Here is a 19,692-nt window from a genome sequence, read left to right as displayed (position 1 = left end):
AACAACTCCTTAACTGACAATCATATCGTCGCGGTGAACCGCAACCGGACCGTATTCATACCCCAGTATTTCACTGATTTGCTGGCTATGATGACCAGCAATCATCCGCAACGCATCACTGTTATAGCGTGAAACACCGTGAGCGATATCCCGCCCCTGCAGGCTGCGGATAGAAATAACTTCCCCCCGGGAAAAATCGCCCTGAATCTGGCAAATACCTTTTGGCAGCAGTGAACTGCCGCGCTCCAGTAATGCATTCAGTGCACCGTCATCAATGGTAATAGTACCGGCAGGAGGTGCGCCGAAGATCCAGTGCTTACGGTTTTCAAGCCGGTTTTTCTGAGCGTGGAACAGGGTGCCGGCAGGCTGACCGTTAAGAATATTGTTGATTAATACCGGCTGGCTGCCACTGGCAATAATCACATCAATCCCGGCGCGACAGGCTACATCAGCCGCCTGCAGCTTGGTTGCCATTCCTCCGGTCCCCAGGCCGGAAACACTTCCGCCGGCGATCATTCTTAATTCATCATCAATAACATGCACATCGCTAATCAGCTGTGCCTCAGGGTTATTTCTTGGATCAGCTGTGAACAATCCCTGCTGATCTGTCAGCAACAGTAATTTATCTGCGCCGGAGAGTATGGCCGCCAGCGCCGATAAATTATCATTATCACCGACTTTAATTTCTGCCGTTGCAACGGCATCATTTTCGTTGATCACCGGAATAATGCGGTTATCCAGTAATGCATGCAGCATATCTCTGGCATTCAGGAAACGCTCCCGGTCTTCCATATCGGCACGGGTAAGCAGCATCTGACCGACATGTAAGCCGTAAATAGCAAATAACTGTTCCCATACCTGAATCAGCTGACTCTGTCCGACGGAAGCCAGCAGCTGTTTAGAGGCGATAGTGGGGGGCAGTTCGGGGTAATCCAGATGCTCACGTCCTGCCGCAATAGCGCCGGACGTCACAATCACTATCCGGTGTCCGGCATCAATAGCCTGCGCGCATTGCCGTACCAGCTCCAAGATATGTGCACGATCTAACCGGCGTGAACCGCCGGTTAGTACACTGGTTCCCAACTTGACCACCAGGGTCTGACTGCCACTCATAAGTCCTGCCACCTAACCAATAAACAAACCTTCCTTTTAGCAGGTGTCGCACAGGAATCCAACCTTTTATCCATAGGGATCAGCAGATAAAAAATTTTCCTGCCCGCCACAGGGGGGATTTTTATTTTTTTTACCAAAAATACCGGTGTGTCATAAATCTTTAATGGTTGTTAAGTAAAAAGTTGCTGCGCTTTCAGAATTTTTCGATAACAAACATTTAAATAACCGGGATACCACCTTATGAAAAAGACCACTGTGGCACTTTTATTATGCAGCCTGACCTCTGCTGCTCATGCTGCTCAGGTATATAATAAAGACGGCAATACCCTCGATTTTTACGGTAAAGTAAAAGCCGAGCACTACATGAGCGATAATAAAAAAGCTAACGGCGATACTTCATACGCCCGTATCGGCTTTAAAGGTGTCACCCGAATCAATGACCAGTTGTCCGGCTACGGCCAGTGGGAATATCAGTATAACCTGAATAACTCTGAAGGCTCCGATGCCAACTCCGGTAATAAAACCCGCCTTGGCTTTGCCGGTTTGCGTAATCCGACCTTAGGTTCTATCGACTACGGCCGTAACTACGGTGTTCTGTATGACGTTGAAGCCTGGACCGATATGTTCCCTGAGTTTGGCGGAGACGGTACTGCGCGCGCAGATAACTTTATGACCCAGCGTGCAACAGGCTTACTGACCTGGCGTAACAATGATTTCTTCGGCCTGGTTGATGGTTTACGTTTTGCCGTACAGTATCAGGGCAAAAATGATGATAACACCACTAATGCCCGTACAGATATTACCCGTCAGAACGGCGACGGTTTTGGTGCGTCTTTAGGTTATACCCTGGGTGACAGCGGTGTCAGCCTGATGAGTGCCATTACCAGTTCTAACCGTACCAAAAGCCAGCAGGCTGCAACCTATGGTCACGGTGATAAGGCTAACTCCTGGGGCGCAGGCATAAAATATGATGCGAACCAGATTTACCTGGCCGCTATCTTTACCCAGACAACCAATATGACGCCTATCAGTGGTACTAACCGTATTACCGGAACCTCTGTGACCGGCGCAGCCAATAAAGCGCAGGACGTCGAATTGGTGGCACAGTATCAGTTTGACAATGGTCTGCGTCCGTCACTGGGCTATGTACAGACGAAAGGCAAAGATATTGAAAATGGTATTGGCGATGCTGACCTGGTGAAATATATCGATGTCGGCGCTACATATTACTTCAACAAAAATATGTCTACTTTCGTTGATTACAAAATTAACCAGCTGAAAAATGATAACCGTCTGTCACTGAATACCGATAACGTTGTTGCCGTCGGTCTGACCTATCAGTTCTGATATTAATCAGCCAGTTTCTCGGGGGCAGATAATTATCTGCCCCCGAGAGTTATTCGCTTTTCGCCACCAGAGACTCAGCCCCGGCAGCCGGCGTTAATACAACATCCATTTTCTGTAATAACGCATCCAGCCGCGGAAAAAACTTTTGCAATGTCTGTTCAACACTCTGTTGATCTTCCCCGGCCTTAATATCCCGGACTTGCCAGTTGCCTTCTTTATCAAATAATCCGTAATGGTAGTGGTAAGTAAAATGATTTTCTTCTGCTTCCAGTGTCAGCCACCAGCCGAGAAATTCGCGTTTTTCCGGAGCCGGTTTAACGTTGACACAGACGGCCAGACAATCGAAAAAGAAACTCTTATCTCCGCATTTATCTTCTCTGAGATAAGGGCCAAGCTCATTAAAACGTCGTAAAAGACGCCCTCTCAGTTGTCCGCCAGGTAAGGCCATCACGTCATCTCCATTATGTGTTTGGTCAGTTTTTAATAAGCCTGTCAATAATATCAGCGCTTACGTTTAATTACTGCTCAACTGCTGAGCCATCCAGTCACTGATCTGAACCATCCCGTTTTCAAAAGAGGCCATCACCGGAGAATCTGCAATACAGAGTAATTTACCCTGCGCCGATGAATTACAGATCAGGGAGGAGTCTTCCACCGGGCTGTAAATATCATTTTTCCAGTAGGCTGATAATACAGGCACCGGAGTCCTTCGGCCGAGTAATCCCTGAACTTTCAGAGAATAAGCATTCATTTCTGCCGCCAGAGTCGTATCACTGCGGGTGGTTTTTCCCAGCCTGCTGGCCAGAATATCCAGAAACATATCTGGCACAGCCTGTTGCAGTGCTTCGTCGGTCAGCAGACTATGGACGATCGGCGCCTGACAGGCAACAGCGCGTATACGCGGAATTTCAAGATAGGCCAGCCGGACCGCGACATTCGCCCCGAAGCGTTGTCCCCAGACGCCGACCCGGTGATGATCAATCCACGGAATATCAGCCAGTTGTCGTAATACCTGCTGATGCAGCATACTGGTATCCTGAGTTAATCGCCAGCGGGAACTGTACCCCACCGAGGGCATATCGATGGTTAACATAGCCATCCCCCGGGGAGCAAGGTAGTCGTGAAACAGGCGGAAGTGATCGAGTTGCAGGGTATCCAGACCACCACATAACATTACCGTCGGATAAGGGGGCTTTACCTGCTCCGGCATATGCAGGAAGGCGTTAATCGTCTTACCATCGTCCAGTCTGAAACTGAGTGCTTTCAGCTCTCCGGATAAGAAGCGGGTGGCCTGTTCATAGGCACGGTATCCGAGTAACTGGGCCTGATCCGCCAATTCATCACCACTCAGATGTGGATAGGCACCGACACTGAATAAATTAGCCGCATGCAGCCAATACTGACCGGCGAGAGCGCTGTCCTGTTGCTGCTGCGCCAGTTGCTGCCAGTGTGCTGCCTGCACAGACCATTCATAAATCCAGTTACCGTTACGGTATCCCTTTATCGTGTCCAGCTGTTGCTCATTAGTTCTGGCCAGCGGGCTGGCGGCAATTCGTGATAAGACTTCATTGATTTCGACCAGAGGTAATCCACGCCAGTGCCAGACCAGTGGCATCAGCGTCCGATACCAGCACCGGGGCGATCTGGCGGCCATAGAAGAAGAGGCCCCTGCCGTGCTGCACTGAAGATGGCGTACTAACGATGAGGTTTCAGGGTGTTCAAATCTGGGTTTAAATAATTCTTCACTAAGATTCTTTTCCTGCATGATCACAACTCCGCTACCGGATGATGATTAAGCAGTGTACCTGAGGGAAGACGCGGAGGCGATGGCAGGAAATAAAAAGTAGCATCCTGAATTTTCAGAATGCTACAACAGAAACAGTTAATCTTTTACGATAGGTTCCACATAAGACACACCCATATCCCAGGGTTGTTCAATCCAGGTGTTCTGTGGAATATCGATCACATAATCATCGACTAACGGGCGCCCTGCCGGTTTCGCGAAAATAGTGACAAAATGCGCTTTCGGATACATATCACGGATAGCTTTAGCGGTGCCACCGGTATCCACCAGATCATCAATCACGATAAACCCTTCGCCGTCACCTTCAGCACGTTTAACCACTTTCATCTCACGCTGATGGTCATGATCGTAACTGGAGATACAGACCGTATCTACGTGGCGGATCCCTAATTCGCGGGCCAGCAGTGCCGCAGGAACCAGACCACCACGGCTGACAGCAATAATACCTGTCCACTGTTCAACTGGCAGCAGACGACGGGCGAGGTTACGGGCATGGATTTGTAACATATCCCAGGTAACTACGTATTTTTCGCTCATTTAAAGGAGTCCCCGGCCAATACAGATGACCTGAATTAAGTGCAATAAAAAAGTTTGCGCGGGATTATAAGGATATGCCGCACTAAAAACCAGCATCCGCTGCCGTCAGGGGCTTTTTTTCCCCGACAACACCCCCGCCAGCCGCTAATCAATGGTATTCTCAGGAAATACTGACAGAGAGTCGTTTACTTCCTCTGTCCCCCTATTGATACTGCCGGGTCACGCTGATCCGGAATGTTACAGGAGAGTTATTGTGTCTGAACTTTCTCAACTTTCTCCACAGCCTTTGTGGGATATTTTTGCAACCATCTGTTCAATCCCCCACCCTTCTTACCATGAAGAAGCGCTGGCAACACATATTGTGGCTGTGGCCAGACAGCAGGGTTTATGGTGTGAACGTGATCAGGCAGGCAATATCCTGATCCGTAAACCGGCAACCCCCGGCATGGAGAATCGTACGCCGGTAGCATTGCAGGCACATCTGGATATGGTGCCGCAAAAAAATAACGACACGGTGCATGATTTTACCACTGACCCTATCCGCCCTTATATCGATGGTGAATGGCTGAAAGCCCGCGGGACAACGCTCGGTGCGGATAATGGTATTGGTATGGCCTCTGCACTGGCCGTTCTGGCCGATGACAGCGTCGAACATGGCCCTCTGGAAGTACTGCTGACCATGACCGAAGAAGCCGGCATGGAAGGTGCTTTCGGTTTACAGCCCGGCTGGTTACAGGCCGATATTCTGATCAATACGGATTCAGAAGAAGAAGGCGAAATCTATATGGGATGCGCCGGCGGTATTGATTGTGTCACCGAACTTCCGCTACAGCGTGAACCGATTGCTGCAGATGCTGAACAGGTCAGACTGACCTTAAAAGGCCTGCGAGGCGGACATTCCGGGGCCAATATCCATATGGGGCTGGGGAATGCTAATAAATTACTGGCCCGTTTACTGGTCAGCCTGAGCAAAACGATCAGTCTGCAATTAACCGGTTTTTCCGGCGGTACACTGCGTAATGCTATACCGCGAGAAGCCTTTGCAACTCTGGCATTCCATCCCCGCGACCGTGCTGCGTTTGAACAGGCAATCAGTGAATATCAGCAGTTACTGAAAACTGAAGCCGGCCCTAAAGATCAGAATGTGGTACTGCTGACAGAAGCCGATGACAGTACTCAGCAGGCTCTGACTTCCGCCAGCCGCGATAGCTTCCTGAATTTACTCAATGCGACGCCGAATGGCGTGGTGCGCTTTTCCGATGTTGCGCCAGGTGTGGTGGAAACGTCCCTGAATGTCGGCATCGTTACCCTGAGCGATGATAAAGCAGAAATATTCAGCCTGATCCGTTCATTAATTGATAGTGGTAAAGATTACGTCGTGGATACTCTGAGCTCTCTGGGTGAACTGGCCGGGGCAACGACTATCGCGTCAGGCAGCTACCCGGGCTGGGAGCCGGATGAGAAATCACCAATAATGGCTAAAACACGGGAAATCTATCAGTCGCTGTTTGGCAAAATGCCGGATATTCAGGTTATCCATGCCGGTCTGGAATGCGGCCTATTTAAAAAACCTTATCCTCATTTAGATATGGTGTCTATCGGCCCGACAATTACCGGTCCTCATTCACCGGATGAACAGGTGCATATCGGCAGTGTCGGCTTATACTGGCAGCTACTGACCGGGCTGTTAAAAGCAATACCGGTAAAATAACCCCCCGTCCGGATCACTGAAACAACACATCAAGCCAGAGTTCGCTCTGGCTTTTTATCCGCCGGACATTTTTGCCTCCCCCCGCATATCCCTTGCTGCACCGCGTTCTGAATAAACCCGTTTTCTGTCATCAGTCAGCGAATTAACAATAAATACTTATCCCACCATCATAAACCGATGATTACGCCACTCAGTTAATAGAAGCTGAATTATTACACCAGAATAATAACTGACTGCAGATGATATCGCTTTTATTTGCGGACTTCTGGATGGCTAAACGTCTTTATGGTAGTTTATGCCTCCTGTCAGCCCTCATCAGAGGACGCAGAAACCGGTTACCGATCATCTCCGTAACTATGACTAACCAGGTAGTGAATTAATTATGGCTGAGACTCACCGCCTCGAGATGCGCAATATCTCGATCAATTTTGCCGGGTTCAGCGCGCTGGATAAAGTTGATTTTATTCTTGAAGGTCACTCTGTTCATGCCCTTACCGGGGCTAACGGGGCCGGAAAATCAACCCTGATGGCCGTATTATCCGGTGCTCATCATCATTATCAGGGCGAAATATTACTGGATGGCAAACCACTGTCTATTCGTACCCCGCTACAGGCAAAACAAGCCGGTATTCACCTGGTGCAGCAGGAAGTCGATAATGGCCTGATCCCCGCCCTCAGTGTGGCCGAAAATATTATGCTCGATAATCTGGCCGGTGGCGGGCAGTTTTATCACTGGGGTGAAATTTATCGCCGCGCGGGTGCCCTGTTAACGCAGCTGAATGTCACCCTCGATCTCCGTCAGCCGGTCGAACGTTGCTCGCTGGCAGAAAAACAGCAGATTCTGCTAGCCCGCGCATTGTCTCATGAATGCCGGTTTTTAATTCTTGATGAGCCGACAGCGCCTCTGGATCAGCACGAAAGTGAACAGCTGTTTAAGGTGGTTCGTCATCTGCAACAGCAGGGGATCGGGATTGCCTTTATCTCTCACCGTATCCACGAATTAAAGACTGTCTGTGATCAGCTGACAGTACTGCGTGACGGCAGATTAATCGAAACTACGGCCATGAATGCCCTGAGCGGCGAGCAGATCGTCGAAAAAATGATTGGTCATACACTGACTGACTTATACCCTCCCCGTCGTCCGCCACATTCCGCCGACGAACTGCTGAGTGTCGAGGGTCTGCATGACCATAAACTGTTGCGGGAGATTAATCTCACCCTGCGTAAAGGCGAGATTCTCGGTATTGCCGGCCTGGCAGGCGCGGGAAAAACGGAGCTTTGTAAAGCCTTATTCGGTGCCAGCAAAAGCCGGTTAACTCGCGGACGCCTGCTGGGTAATGACTGGTCCCCCCGCTCGCCGTCACATTCCGTGGCGGCAGGTATCGCCCTTGTTCCGGAAGAACGGCGCAAAGAGGGCATTTTTATTGATGAATCCGTGGCGATGAATCTGTCAGTCAGCGCCGATAATCGTTTTTCTTCACAGGGATTTTTCAACGTCCGTCAGTCTGTGCAATGGGCGCAGGAGATTATCCGTAAACTGTCGGTAAAAAGCCGCGGACCACACCAGACTCTGCGACGCTTATCCGGCGGTAACCAGCAAAAGGTGGCTATCGGTAAATGGCTGGCCACCCGCTCAGATATCCTGATTTTCGACGAACCGACCAAAGGTGTCGATGTTAAAGCAAAGTCCGATCTGTTCCTGTTAATCGATCAGCTCGCCAGAGAAGGTAAAGGCATTATCTATGCTTCCGGCGAATTTGCGGAGCTGACCGGACTCTGTGATCGTATTTGTGTCCTCTGGGACGGGCGGATCGTCGCCGAACTGGAGGGAAAACATTCCACTGAAGAAACTCTTTTGCTTTATTCAACCGGAGGAACCCCTGCGTGAGCAGCAACCCTGAATCTACCCCGTTATCCCCTGTATGGCATCACCGGTTGTTTGATTTCCTGTATAAATGGGGCATGTTACTGACTGTCGCTATTCTGTTGATCGGTTTTGGTCTGACCGCTGACGGTTTTCTGGCACCGGACAATTTACTCAATATTCTGAGATCGATTGCCATTGTGACGGTTATTGCCATGGCCGTTGCTATTTCGCTGACCGTCGGTGGCTTTGACCTGTCGGTAGGCTCCACCGCCTCGCTGGCAAATGCGCTGGTGATTTCGATGTTCGTCTGGCACGGCTACGGCATGACCGCGGCCATTCTGATCACCCTTGCCCTGTGTTTACTGGTCGGCCTGTTTAACAGTTTTTTAATCGTTATTCTGCGGATTCCGGATATGCTGGCCACGCTTGCCACCCTGTTCGTGGTACAGGGTGTGGCGATGACCTACAGCTACGGGGGATCCATCACCCAGAATATGGTTATGCCTGACGGTGATATGGCGGAAGGTGTTATTCCGGCAGGTTTCAGCTGGCTGGGAGAGATCCCCGGCATTGTCATCATTATGCTGGTGGTGACGGTGGTCACTCAGATCGGACTTTCCCTGACCAAACATGGACGCCGGATGTATGCGTTAGGCGGAAATCCTGAGGCGGCCCGTCTTTCGGGGATTAAAACCACCCGCTACCGGGTCATCGCTTATTTGCTGGCATCACTGCTGGCCGGGCTGGGTGGCATATTATTAGCCTCACGTATCGGTTCATCTCAGGTCAGCGCGGGCAGTGGTTATCTGATGGATGCTGTTGCCGCGGCATGGATCGGGTTGTCCCTGGCAGGCTCAGGGAAACCCAATGCGCTGGGCACACTGATTGGGGCCATTATTCTCGGGGTACTGCAAAACGGACTGGTCATGCTGTCGGTCCCCTATTATGCAATGGATATCATTAAGGGGCTGGTACTGGCGCTGGCGCTGGCGCTGACCTATTTCCGCGGACGACAGGCATAATACTGCCTGCCGGCCCACAGGGTATCCGCTCAGTGGGCCGGCTTATAATCCCAGCGGCAGCTGCTGTTCTGAGCAGGGGTCTGGCAGGGTGATATGTAATCCCACCAGTCTGACGCCCCGGCCAGCCCGTCGCTCATTCCAGCTTTCCCGAGCAATGGTCAGCAGATCCTGCTTATTCAGTACCGGCCAGATATGCTCACGGGTCGTTTGCTGAAAATCGGAAAACTTAAATTTCACCCCCTGCCGTGAAATCCGTAAATCAGGGCGTACTTTTTCCAGCCGCCGCTCCAGTTCCGGATACAACTGTTCCATAACCGCAGCACATTGTTCCCACTGATCAATATCCTTTTCCAGAGTCGTTTCCACCCCTACAGATTTGCGCTGGCGGTCGGCAATAATTTTGCGTTCATCAATACCATGACTGCGTTCCCACAGAATATGCCCGAACTTCCCGAAACGCTTCAGTAACAGCGACAGATCCGCCTGCCGTACATCCGCACAGGTTTGCAGCCCCATACCGGCCAGTTTTGCGGCTGATACTTTTCCCACCCCGGGGATTTTCTCCAGCGGTAAGCGGCAAATAAAGTCGTCCATAACCGCAGGGGTGATCACATACTGCCCATCCGGCTTATTTAAATCTGAGGCAATTTTGGCAAGGAATTTCACCGGGGCAATACCTGCGGAAGCCGTCAGTTGCAATTCCTGCCATATAGCCTGACGAATCTCCTGAGCTATCAGTGTTGCGGACCCGCGGGCATGTAAGCAGTTACTGACATCCAGATAGGCTTCATCCAGGGAAAGCGGTTCAATCAGCGGGGTATAACGCAGAAAAATCTGGCGGATATGCTCTGACACCTGCTTATACACCGCAAAGCGTCCGGGCAGCAGAGTGAGCTGCGGACAAAGCCTGAAGGCCGTGGCTGTCGGCATCGCGCTTCTCACACCATATTTTCTCGCCGGATAGTTGGCTGTACTGATAACCCCCCGTCGTTCCCGGCTGCCGCCTATCGCCAGCGGCACCTCACGCAACTCAGGATTATCACGCATTTCGACGGCTGCATAAAAACAGTCCATATCAACATGAATGATCTTACGCATTCGCCGCAGCCCTCTGAAAATCAACCAATGTACTGTATAAATATTCAGTGTAAAAATCAACCACTGACCATCAGCGCGATGGTTTGGTGGTTAAACATTTATCCCTTCGCCCGCTGCAGCTACTGACATAAATTTATCCATCTGCTGCTTGCTAAAACTGAGAACAATGCTAATGTGGCGCTTATCCGGCCTGAAGCCGGGTGACTCTGCCCACACGGCGAAAAGAAAAATAGCTCTCTATATCTCCCACTCTTTGTTCAAGGTAGCAGTAGCATGCGTAAAATCGCACTCCTTCTTGCGATGTTTTTAATCCCGGCCTGTTGCCTGGCAATAAGCGAAAATCCGGTAACCCCGCAGCTGCCCGTCAGCAAACAATTAAAACAACAATTACTGGGTACTCAGGTATTTATTCAGATATTTAAAGAAGAACGTACTCTGGATTTATACGGTAAGATTGGTAATGAATACCGGCTGCTGGATAGCTTCCGTATCTGTGACTTTTCCGGCGGACTGGGACCCAAACGGACAGAAGGTGATTTTAAAAGTCCTGAAGGGTTTTATTCAGTACATTTTAATCAGTTAAAACCCGACAGCCATTTCTACCGTGCGATTAATCTCGGTTTCCCGAATCAGTTTGACCGTGAGAATGGCTACAGCGGCAATTACCTGATGATCCATGGAAACTGCGTATCGATCGGCTGCTATGCAATGACTAATGCCTATATGGATCAGATTTATACCTACGTAAATGCGGCTCTGCGCAATGGCCAGTCAGAAGTCGAAGTGAATATTTTTCCGTTCCGTATGACAGAAAACAATATGCAGCGCCATCGTGACTCGGCGTATATCAGTTTCTGGAAACAGCTCAAACCCGGTTATGACTATTTCCTGAAATATAAACGACCGCCGACAATGACGGTCAGTAACGGGCAGTATGTACTCAGCCAGACACCGTTCAGCGCGCCCCCTGAGGCCGCTTCAAAACATTTCCTGGCGCTCACCCAGACAAAATAACTGCCATTCGCCTGGTGCAATTCTGTGCCAGGTTTCATTACCTGTCAGCGGCTGTGTCGCGACTACACTGACCACATCCCGCGGGGTGGTTTGCTGCTGAAAATCAATTTCAACATCCTGATCAATCAGGGTCGCCTTGCCAAAAGGTGCCCGGCGGGTGATCCAATGCAGGTGGGTGGAACAATAGGCCATCAGATAACGTCCGTCCGAGAGCAACATATTAAACACCCCCATTTCCCGTAATTCGTCAGCCAGACTGGCAATATAATCAAAGACAACCGGCCAGTCATCGGGAGTATCGGGAAAGCGCCCCGCCAGTTTATGCAGTATCCAGCAAAATGCTTTCTCACTGTCCGTTTCGCCCACCGGCCGAAAATGGCCACTGTCCAGTTCCTGATAACCGGTTAACTGGCCATTATGTGCATAAGTCCAGTGTCTGCCCCATAACTCACGGGTAAAAGGGTGGGTATTTTCCAGCGAGACATTTCCCCGGTTTGCCTGGCGAATATGGGCAACGACGGAATGTGATTTAATCGGATAATCGCGAACCAGGCAGGCTATCGGCGAATGAATACTCGGCAACGGATCTTTAAATGTCCGGCAGCCCTTCCCTTCATAGAAAGTAATTCCCCAGCCGTCTTTATGCGGCCCGGTACCGCCGCCGCGCTGTACCAGCCCGGTAAAACTGAAACAGATATCCGTCGGTACATTAGCGCTCATCCCGAGCAATTCACACATCAGTTAAACCTCTTACATTCAGGCAGTCAGGTATTTTATTTTGGTCTCTGAATAAAAGGAATAACACGCGGGCCACACTCTGGCAAGTCGTCACAAACTGTCAGCCTGCGTATTTTTAGTGAGGGCGCGAGCCTGATTATTTTGCCATCTCTTTTTCGATCAGCAGAATCAAAATATGGATAACTTTAATATGAATTTCCTGAATACGATCAGCAAAACCAAAATGCGGGACGCGAATTTCAATATCCGCACTGCCAGCCATTTTACCGCCGTCTTTCCCGGTCAGGGTAATCACTTTCATACCACGCGCACGCGCAGCGTCAATGGCTTTAATAATGTTCGCTGAGTTACCGGATGTCGAAATACCTAACAACACATCACCTTCACGGCCGACTGCGTCGGTATAACGGGAGAAAACATGATCATAACCAAAGTCATTGCTGACACAGGATATATGACTGACATCCGAAATCGCAATTGCCGGGTAGCCACGACGGTTTTCACGGTAACGGCCGGTCAGTTCTTCAGCAAAATGCATCGCGTCACAATGAGAACCGCCATTTCCGCAAGAAAGTACTTTCCCGCCGGATTTAAAGCTGTCGGCCAGCAAAATAGCAGCCTGCTGAATTGCCTGAATATTGTTTTCATCTTTCAGGAAGTTGTTAAGCGTTTCTGCGGCTTCATTCAGTTCTGAACGAATAATATCCTGGTACATAGGGAATGTCCTTCATCGGAAAATTAACGCCGCCAGTGTAGCCCAACTACCGGACAGTGCAAGCCTGTGCAGGGGGATTCCTGCACAGATTGTTATCCCTGTCGTGATCCACAGAGAATCCGGCAGAAGATATTCTCTGGTGAATAAAGGATCTGTATCAGGCAGTCTGACGAATACGCGCCACTAATGCTTCGGCATTATGAATATGATCGGCGGCCAGAATCAGTGTTTGTCCCAAAGTAATCCCATGGCGCAGACAATCCGTCCGCATCATTTCATCAGTAATATTATTGATATCAGCCACATGAGACATACCGACGGTACGGCGTATCAATTCGGTTCCGCAAAAACCAATCGCATCACACCATACTTTTTGCAGAAATGCTTCCGCGTATCCGGCTACGGATAATGCCGGATCACTGGTTTGCTGCCGGCTGCGGGCTAAAAATTCTTCAGAAAAGGTCTGCCACAAGGTAATCACATCTGACAGACGCTGCTCACGGGCTTCCGCTGCTTCCCGCGGCGGCAGTAGCCCCGGTAGCCCGCAATAATTCAGCAGCAGATTACCTAATGCGGTACCAATATCAAAGCCCATCGGGCCATAGTAACCAAACTCAGCATCAATCGCTTTTAATCCGTCATCAGAAATAAATACAGACCCGGTATGAATATCACCGTGCAGTAATGCTTCACTGTGGGTCAGGAAGGTATATTTCAGAGCCGCAACCCTGACCCGTAACTCTGTATCTTCGCGTAATGAAGCGACCAGCGGTTCCAGAGCGACCGGGTAGTTATTACGCGGATGCTTAATATAGGGATCGTTAAAAAACAGGTCTTCGGTAATTTCACACATTTCAGGATTAATAAATTGCGCCACCTGTGCTTTCTTTTTATGGGCATGCAGTGCGAAATCAGAAGAGGCAAACAGAACACTGGCCAGATAGTGCCCCAGCCGGGCAGCCGCCTGTGGACAGGCGCGGCCACTGACCAGCTCGCTGCGCCAGATACGGTAATCAGACAGATCTTCCATCACCATGACCGCCAGTCCGGCATCGTAGTGCGTCACTTTTACCGTATGTTCCGGGCAATACTGGTAGTGTTCAATCAGGGTTTCAGCTTCCAGTCTGGCACGATCCAGGGTCAGTGGCCAGGATTCACCCACGCAGCGCACATAGGGTAATGCCTGCTTCACAATCACACGGCTGATACCTTGCTGATCAAGGATTTTGAATACCAGATTCAGATTTCCGTCTCCCACCTCCAGCGCATCCGCCAGTGTTTCCGGATGCTCCAGCCCGGAAAATTTTCTGGCATATTCCACGGCGTCTGTGGCGGTGAAGGTACGGTATTGCGACATTGCCTGTTCCTCTCTGACGGGTAGCTTATAACATTAAGACGTTCAGACGTCTACACATCTATAGCGCATATTGGCATACTATCTGCCAGTGAAGCAACACGGAAATGATATTGATGCAAACTCTGCAAACCACCAGCCTGAAGATTATTGATAACCAGTTATGGATCCTTGACCAGCAGGCGCTACCTCAGCAAAAGAACTGGTTAATTGCTGCCACCACCGAACAACTGGTGGACCACATCCATGCTTTACGCGTCAGAGGCGCTCCGCTTATTGGCCTGTCAGCTTCTCTGTTACTGGCCATTCAGGCCCGGCAGGGAATGTCGCGCCAGGCGCTGACAGAGTCACTGAAAACACTGCGAGCATCACGTCCGACTGCAGTCAACCTGATGAATAACCTGGACCGGATGCTGCAGGCCTTGTCTGCTGAAGACTATGTCACGGCAATGGTGACTGAAGCCTTACGTCTGACCGGGGAAGATCGCCAGTTGTGCGAGCATATTGCCGACGCCGGTACGCCGCAAATCCCTGCCGGCAGCCGGATACTGACACACTGTAATACGGGCGGACTGGCAACAGCAGGCATTGGAACGGCACTGGGGGTGATCTTAAGGGCCTGGCAACAGGGGAATGTCGCTCAGGTGTGGGTCGGTGAAACTCGCCCGTTACTACAGGGAGGGCGGCTGACGGCCTGGGAGTTATCAGAAGCCGGTGTCCCTTGCCAGCTGATTACAGACAGCATGGCGGCCGCACTGATGGCCGAAGGAAAAGTCGATGCGGTATGGGTCGGGGCCGACCGGATTGCCGCAAATGGTGACGTCGCCAATAAGATTGGTACTTACAGTCTGGCGGTACTGGCCCACTATCACCGGATTCCGTTCTATGTTGCCGCACCGCATACCACTCTGGACCGCCAGTGCCCTTCCGGCAGCCATATTCCGATTGAGCAACGTGCGGCCAGTGAAGTGACCGGGGTATCCGGCAGTTTCGGCACCGTCAGCTGGGCTCCGGAAAATATCCGAGTGCATAACCCGGCCTTTGATGTGACCCCGGCGGCCTTGATCAGCGGCTGGGTACTGGATACAGGTATGGTCACACCTCAGCAAGTGGCCGGGGGGATTTTCCGGCCGGCAGTGGCAGACTAATCCGCCAATAATTACTCCCGGCTACGCCAGCCGGGGATAATTGTCAGCAATGCTGTCACCGGTAAACCGGGCAATCCAGCCTTCCGGATTATCAAAAATACGGATAGCGGTGAAATCAGGTGCCGGCCCCATATCAAACCAGTGGGCTGTCCCCGCCGGGACCGAGATCAGATCATTCTTAACACACAGGATCTGGTATACATGACCGTCGAGGTGCAGACAAAATAAACCCGCCCCTTCCACAAAAAAACGCACCTCATCTTCTGCATGGGTATGTTCAGACAAAAACTTCGCCCGCAGGGTCTGCTTGTCAGGATGATCAGCCCGCATGCTGATGACATCCCAGCTCTGGTAGCCCTTTTCTGCCACCAGCTTCTCTATCTCATGCTGATAGGCATGCAGAACCGTTTCCGCTGCAGGGTTATCACCCAACTCCCTATCCGCAGCCCAGCGCTCAAAACGTATCTGTTTTTCCGCCAGCTTATCGCGGATTTGTGCCGCATCTTCGCTGTGCCAGACCGGCTGGCTGGCATCACTGTCAGTAAAAATCGTCAACGCGCTCATCTCAGACCTTCTCCGGGTTAATTTGCTCAAAGCTGCTGACCTGAGGATGCACGCTGACACTGTCAGCCTCTCCCCGGATTAACTGCAGCGTATGCCAGCCCGCCTGCTTAGCCGCATCCAGTTCCTGATGAATATCGGATAAGAACAGTAACTGTTGCCCTTCCAGCCCGAGCTGGCTGGCTATCTGCTGATAAGAACCTGTCTCACGTTTTGCCCCTGTCCGGGTGTCAAAATACCCGCTAAATAATCCGGTAATATCACCGGCATCGCTGTAGCCGAATAATAATTTTTGTGCCGGCACCGAACCCGAAGAATAGACATATAACGCCAGCCCCTGTTGCTGCCAGCGTTTCAGAGCCGGCACAACGTCCGGATACAGATGACCGGTAAAACTGCCGTTCAGATAGCCTTCGCGCCAGATCATTCCCTGTAATGCTTTCAGGGCGGTTGATTTCCGGTCTTCATCCATAAACCGGTGTAATGCGCTAATCAGTGATGCGGTATCTGCTTCCGGCTGACCACGTTCCGATTTCAGGTTATCAAGTGCCTGAACAACTTCCGGTTGTTCAATATTACGCAGGATCCAGCTGTCCAGATGCTGACGTGCATAAGGAAACAGCACCTGATGGACAAAACGAATGTCGCTGGTTGTCCCTTCAATATCCGTCACAATTGCTCGAATCATTTACCCTCCGCAGCATGGCTGCATATGGTCTGCTGAACAGACCGTCTTTTTCGGGCTCCGCCCGGGAAAATGGCATTTAGCCATCTAAGTGTCTTGATTGCCAAATATTAGCATCCTGTTTATAGTGGCTTCAATAAAGCGATGACAGACAAATGCTAATCACCGTTGACCCGGATAGCCGCAAATAAGGCAGAGTAATCATGACGCAGCAGACTTTAACCCCCGAAAGTAAACTCCCTGCACTGGGAACCACCATCTTCAGCCAAATGAGTGCTCTTGCACAACAACACAATGCGATCAACCTGTCTCAGGGATTCCCTGACTTTGACGGTCCGGAATATTTGCAACAACGTCTGGCCTGGCATGTCAGCCAGGGGGCGAATCAGTACGCCCCGATGACCGGCGTGCAGCCGTTACGCGAAGCGATTGCCGAAAAGACTCAGTGTTGTTACGGCTATACGCCGGATATCACGACAGATATCACCGTCACCTCCGGGGCGACAGAGGCCCTGTTTGCTTCAATAACCGCGCTGGTCAGACCCGGGGACGAGGTCATTTGCTTCGACCCAAGCTACGACAGTTATGCCCCTGCAGTCGAATTATGCGGGGGGATATTAAAACGAATTGCCCTGCAACCACCGGGATTCCGCCCAGACTGGCAGGCGTTTCATCAGTTACTCAGTGATAAAACCCGGTTAGTGATTCTGAATACGCCCCATAACCCTACGGCAACAGTCTGGCAGGAGAGTGACTTCCATAGCCTGTGGCAGGCTATTCAGTCACAGGAAATCTATGTCCTGAGTGATGAAGTCTACGAGCATATCTGTTTTGCCCCGGAAGGCCACAGCAGTCTGCTGCAACACCCTCAGTTGCGTGAACGCGGTATCGCCGTGTCGTCATTCGGCAAAACCTTCCATATGACAGGCTGGAAAGTGGGTTACTGTATCGCGCCTGCTGCCATTTCTGCCGAAATACGTAAAGTACACCAGTACCTGACCTTCGCTGTGAATACACCGGCACAGCTGGCGCTGGCAGATATGCTGCGTGAAACACCTGAGCATTATCTGGAATTACCGGCGTTTTATCAGAGCCGTCGTGATTTTCTGACCAATGCCTTAAAAGAGAGTCGCTTTAAAGTTCTGCCCTGTGAAGGCACCTACTTTTTACTGCTGGATTATAGCGCCATTTCCGGGCTGGATGATGTCAGCTTCTGTCAGTGGCTGACCAGTGAAGTCGGAGTTGCCGCTATCCCGTTATCAGTATTTTGTGCCGGAGAGTTTCCGCATAAACTGATCCGTCTGTGTTTTGCCAAACAGGAACCGACCCTTCAGGCCGCTGCGGAGCGCTTATGTCAGATTTAAAGGTCGTATTATTACAGCAGCCCCTGGTGTGGATGGATGGCGAAGCTAATTTCCGTCATTTTGAACAGGCACTGGCTGAGATAGCGACAGCCGACCTGATCCTGTTACCGGAAATGTTCACCACCGGCTTTGCAATGGAGGCCGCTGCCAGTTCACTTCCCGAGCCGGTGGTGATTCAGTGGTTACAATGCCAGGCTATCCGGTTTGATGCCATGATTGGCGGTAGCGTGGCATTACACACCGAAACCGGTGCAGTGAATCGTTTTCTGCTGGTCACTCCGCAGGGCGTGGTACACCGCTACGATAAACGCCATCTGTTCCGCATGGGAGATGAGCACCAGTATTATCAGGCTGGCCAGCAACGAGTGACCGTCGAGTGGCGGGGATGGCGTATTCTGCCGCAAATCTGTTATGACCTGCGTTTCCCGGTATTTTCCCGTAACCGTAATGACTATGATTTGGCCCTGTATGTCGCCAGCTGGCCGGCGCCACGCAGCCAGCACTGGCAGGCGTTATTACTGGCCAGAGCTATCGAGAATCAGGCCTATGTGATGGGATGTAATCGTGTCGGGGAAGATATCCACCGGCAGAGCTACAGCGGTGACAGCCGGATTATCAGCCCGACCGGCGAACTGCTGGCTGCCCCGCCGGCACATCAGCCGGCAGTGCTGCAACAGGTGCTCTCACTGGATGAACTGCGGGCCTTCCGCGACCGCTTTCCGGCCTGGCGCGATGCGGATAATTTTAGTCTCAGTGATCAATAATCCGCTTCTGGTCAGCTGCCACGATAGGTTGACCATGACCAGGGGGTAACCAGAAACGGCAGATGGTAATGGCTGCCGGCTTCCGGAATCAGGAAATCGATTTGTGCGGTCAGATACAGCGACTGGCGGCCAGTGACGGCAAAATAGTCACCGGTCTCCGCCGTCAGACGATAATGGCCCGGTGTGACTGGCTCTGAGGTAAGATTTTTTAGTCGCCCGTCACTGTCTGTTTTCCCCTGTCCGATCACCGACCACCCCTCCGGAGATTGCTGTTCGAGGGTGATACTGACATCCGTGGCCGGTTTACCCAGCGCAGTGTCCAGTATATGTGTCGTAATAGTGCTCATAACAGTATCTCCTGCAAACGCAATAACGTAATCTCTCGCAACTGCCGGAGACTTTCCTGCCGTTCTGCCACTTCATTATTGCCTAAGCGGCGCTGTAACTGGGTCAGGATCTCCTGCGGGCTGCGCCCTTTCGCCCGGATCAAAAAAATACGACCAAACCGCTGTTCATAAGCACGGTTCCCCGCTGTCATCAACTGTTTTATCTGGCTGCCGGCCGACAGTACCGCTGACTGCTCAGCCCGTGATGCAGTGTGATGGGACATACTGCCTGCCGCCGTTTCACCAATCCGCGGGTGAGCACTAAGCGCCAGACATAATTCAGACTCCCCCCAGCCTTCGGTTAACCGCCTGGCCGTCGCCATCGCCTGTTGCAGGGAAAGAAACGGCCTCGCCGCCACCAGTTGCTGCTGCCACCCGGCTATTGCAACACAGCCCTCAATCACTGATTTAGCTTCTGATGGCGAAAGCTGATTAAACTGTTCAATGTTCATCAGCAAACAACC

Annotated in this window: 20 protein-coding genes; 8 read left to right on the top strand and 12 right to left on the bottom strand. The window is 51.2% G+C overall.

Translation table 11 applies throughout. The features are described from left to right. Nucleotides 1-9: 9 nt before the first annotated feature. Nucleotides 10-1,113, bottom strand: coding sequence for a glutamate 5-kinase (gene proB, locus JK216_RS13935; RefSeq protein WP_212708775.1), 1,104 nt, complete (start codon nucleotides 1,111-1,113; stop codon nucleotides 10-12). Between the two features lie 240 nt (nucleotides 1,114-1,353). Here proB and JK216_RS13930 point away from each other — a divergent pair, with 240 nt between their 5' ends. Beyond that, the gene (locus tag JK216_RS13930; RefSeq protein ID WP_212708776.1) at nucleotides 1,354-2,460 is read left to right on the top strand and encodes a porin; all 1,107 of its coding nucleotides are present in this window, start codon (nucleotides 1,354-1,356) and stop codon (nucleotides 2,458-2,460) included. A gap of 49 nt (nucleotides 2,461-2,509) precedes the next feature. Here JK216_RS13930 and crl read toward each other — a convergent pair whose 3' ends face one another. The 3 genes from crl to gpt all read right to left on the bottom strand — a co-directional run bounded on the left by crl (nucleotide 2,510) and on the right by gpt (nucleotide 4,801). After that, on the bottom strand, nucleotides 2,510-2,908 hold the full coding sequence (gene crl, locus JK216_RS13925; protein ID WP_212708818.1) for a sigma factor-binding protein Crl: 399 nt from the start codon (nucleotides 2,906-2,908) through the stop codon (nucleotides 2,510-2,512). A 66-nt stretch (nucleotides 2,909-2,974) separates the two neighbouring features. Beyond that, nucleotides 2,975-4,225, bottom strand: coding sequence for an esterase FrsA (gene frsA / locus JK216_RS13920; protein ID WP_212708777.1), 1,251 nt, complete (start codon nucleotides 4,223-4,225; stop codon nucleotides 2,975-2,977). 117 nt (nucleotides 4,226-4,342) lie between these two features. Beyond that, nucleotides 4,343-4,801: a xanthine phosphoribosyltransferase gene (gpt, locus tag JK216_RS13915; protein ID WP_212708778.1), complete on the bottom strand. Its 459-nt coding sequence runs from the start codon at nucleotides 4,799-4,801 to the stop codon at nucleotides 4,343-4,345. A 253-nt stretch (nucleotides 4,802-5,054) separates the two neighbouring features. On the opposite strand from gpt, the gene pepD reads away from it, so the two are divergent. From pepD to JK216_RS13900, 3 genes are all read left to right on the top strand, one after another. Then, on the top strand, nucleotides 5,055-6,512 hold the full coding sequence (pepD, locus tag JK216_RS13910; RefSeq protein ID WP_212708779.1) for a beta-Ala-His dipeptidase: 1,458 nt from the start codon (nucleotides 5,055-5,057) through the stop codon (nucleotides 6,510-6,512). A gap of 382 nt (nucleotides 6,513-6,894) precedes the next feature. Continuing rightward, entirely contained in the window at nucleotides 6,895-8,400 is a 1,506-nt protein-coding gene (locus JK216_RS13905) for a sugar ABC transporter ATP-binding protein (protein WP_212711999.1), read from the top strand. Further along, the gene (locus JK216_RS13900; protein WP_343876860.1) at nucleotides 8,397-9,401 is read left to right on the top strand and encodes an ABC transporter permease; all 1,005 of its coding nucleotides are present in this window, start codon (nucleotides 8,397-8,399) and stop codon (nucleotides 9,399-9,401) included. Before JK216_RS13905 ends, JK216_RS13900 begins: the two co-directional genes overlap by 4 nt. Nucleotides 9,402-9,443: 42 nt before the next feature. Here the strand turns inward: JK216_RS13900 and dinB are convergent, their stop codons facing one another. Then, a complete protein-coding gene (gene dinB / locus JK216_RS13895) occupies nucleotides 9,444-10,499 on the bottom strand; it encodes a DNA polymerase IV (RefSeq protein ID WP_212710738.1) in 1,056 nt (351 codons plus the stop codon). Nucleotides 10,500-10,772: 273 nt separating this feature from the next. Between dinB and dpaA the strand changes: the two genes are divergently transcribed. Next, nucleotides 10,773-11,513, top strand: coding sequence for a peptidoglycan meso-diaminopimelic acid protein amidase (gene dpaA, locus JK216_RS13890; RefSeq protein WP_212708782.1), 741 nt, complete (start codon nucleotides 10,773-10,775; stop codon nucleotides 11,511-11,513). On the opposite strand, the gene JK216_RS13885 is transcribed toward dpaA, so the two are convergent. The 3 genes from JK216_RS13885 to mtnK form a co-directional block, all read right to left on the bottom strand. Next, complete coding sequence (locus tag JK216_RS13885) at nucleotides 11,478-12,251, bottom strand: class II glutamine amidotransferase (protein WP_212708783.1); 774 nt, start codon at nucleotides 12,249-12,251, stop codon at nucleotides 11,478-11,480. The two genes, dpaA and JK216_RS13885, sit on opposite strands and share 36 nt — an antisense overlap. Before the next feature lie 136 nt (nucleotides 12,252-12,387). Beyond that, entirely contained in the window at nucleotides 12,388-12,966 is a 579-nt protein-coding gene (gene lpcA, locus JK216_RS13880; protein ID WP_212708784.1) for a D-sedoheptulose 7-phosphate isomerase, read from the bottom strand. A 157-nt stretch (nucleotides 12,967-13,123) separates the two neighbouring features. Continuing rightward, nucleotides 13,124-14,323, bottom strand: coding sequence for an S-methyl-5-thioribose kinase (mtnK, locus tag JK216_RS13875; protein WP_212708785.1), 1,200 nt, complete (start codon nucleotides 14,321-14,323; stop codon nucleotides 13,124-13,126). Between the two features lie 113 nt (nucleotides 14,324-14,436). Here mtnK and mtnA point away from each other — a divergent pair, with 113 nt between their 5' ends. Beyond that, nucleotides 14,437-15,468: an S-methyl-5-thioribose-1-phosphate isomerase gene (mtnA, locus tag JK216_RS13870; RefSeq protein WP_212708786.1), complete on the top strand. Its 1,032-nt coding sequence runs from the start codon at nucleotides 14,437-14,439 to the stop codon at nucleotides 15,466-15,468. Nucleotides 15,469-15,489: 21 nt separating this feature from the next. Here the strand turns inward: mtnA and JK216_RS13865 are convergent, their stop codons facing one another. Together JK216_RS13865 and mtnC are read right to left on the bottom strand one after the other, a co-directional pair. After that, nucleotides 15,490-16,032 carry an acireductone dioxygenase gene (locus JK216_RS13865; protein ID WP_212712000.1) on the bottom strand — a complete coding sequence of 181 codons (543 nt, stop codon included), beginning with the start codon at nucleotides 16,030-16,032 and terminating at the stop codon, nucleotides 15,490-15,492. A 1-nt stretch (nucleotide 16,033) separates the two neighbouring features. Further along, nucleotides 16,034-16,717: an acireductone synthase gene (gene mtnC / locus JK216_RS13860; RefSeq protein ID WP_212712001.1), complete on the bottom strand. Its 684-nt coding sequence runs from the start codon at nucleotides 16,715-16,717 to the stop codon at nucleotides 16,034-16,036. Between the two features lie 200 nt (nucleotides 16,718-16,917). On the opposite strand from mtnC, the gene JK216_RS13855 reads away from it, so the two are divergent. After that, nucleotides 16,918-18,078, top strand: a complete 1,161-nt coding sequence (locus JK216_RS13855) for a pyridoxal phosphate-dependent aminotransferase (protein ID WP_212712002.1) — start codon at nucleotides 16,918-16,920, stop codon at nucleotides 18,076-18,078. Beyond that, on the top strand, nucleotides 18,066-18,842 hold the full coding sequence (locus tag JK216_RS13850) for an amidohydrolase (protein ID WP_212708790.1): 777 nt from the start codon (nucleotides 18,066-18,068) through the stop codon (nucleotides 18,840-18,842). The genes JK216_RS13855 and JK216_RS13850 overlap by 13 nt, the downstream gene beginning before the upstream one ends. A gap of 11 nt (nucleotides 18,843-18,853) precedes the next feature. Here JK216_RS13850 and uraH read toward each other — a convergent pair whose 3' ends face one another. Next, nucleotides 18,854-19,189, bottom strand: a complete 336-nt coding sequence (uraH, locus tag JK216_RS13845; RefSeq protein ID WP_212708791.1) for a hydroxyisourate hydrolase — start codon at nucleotides 19,187-19,189, stop codon at nucleotides 18,854-18,856. Continuing rightward, entirely contained in the window at nucleotides 19,186-19,680 is a 495-nt protein-coding gene (gene uraD, locus JK216_RS13840; protein WP_212708792.1) for a 2-oxo-4-hydroxy-4-carboxy-5-ureidoimidazoline decarboxylase, read from the bottom strand. The genes uraH and uraD overlap by 4 nt, the downstream gene beginning before the upstream one ends. Nucleotides 19,681-19,692: the final 12 nt, after the last annotated feature.

The sequence above is a fragment of the Tatumella sp. JGM94 genome, from assembly GCF_018257595.1.
Lineage (GTDB): Bacteria > Pseudomonadota > Gammaproteobacteria > Enterobacterales > Enterobacteriaceae > Tatumella > Tatumella punctata.
This window is presented reverse-complemented; position numbering and strand designations above follow the sequence as displayed.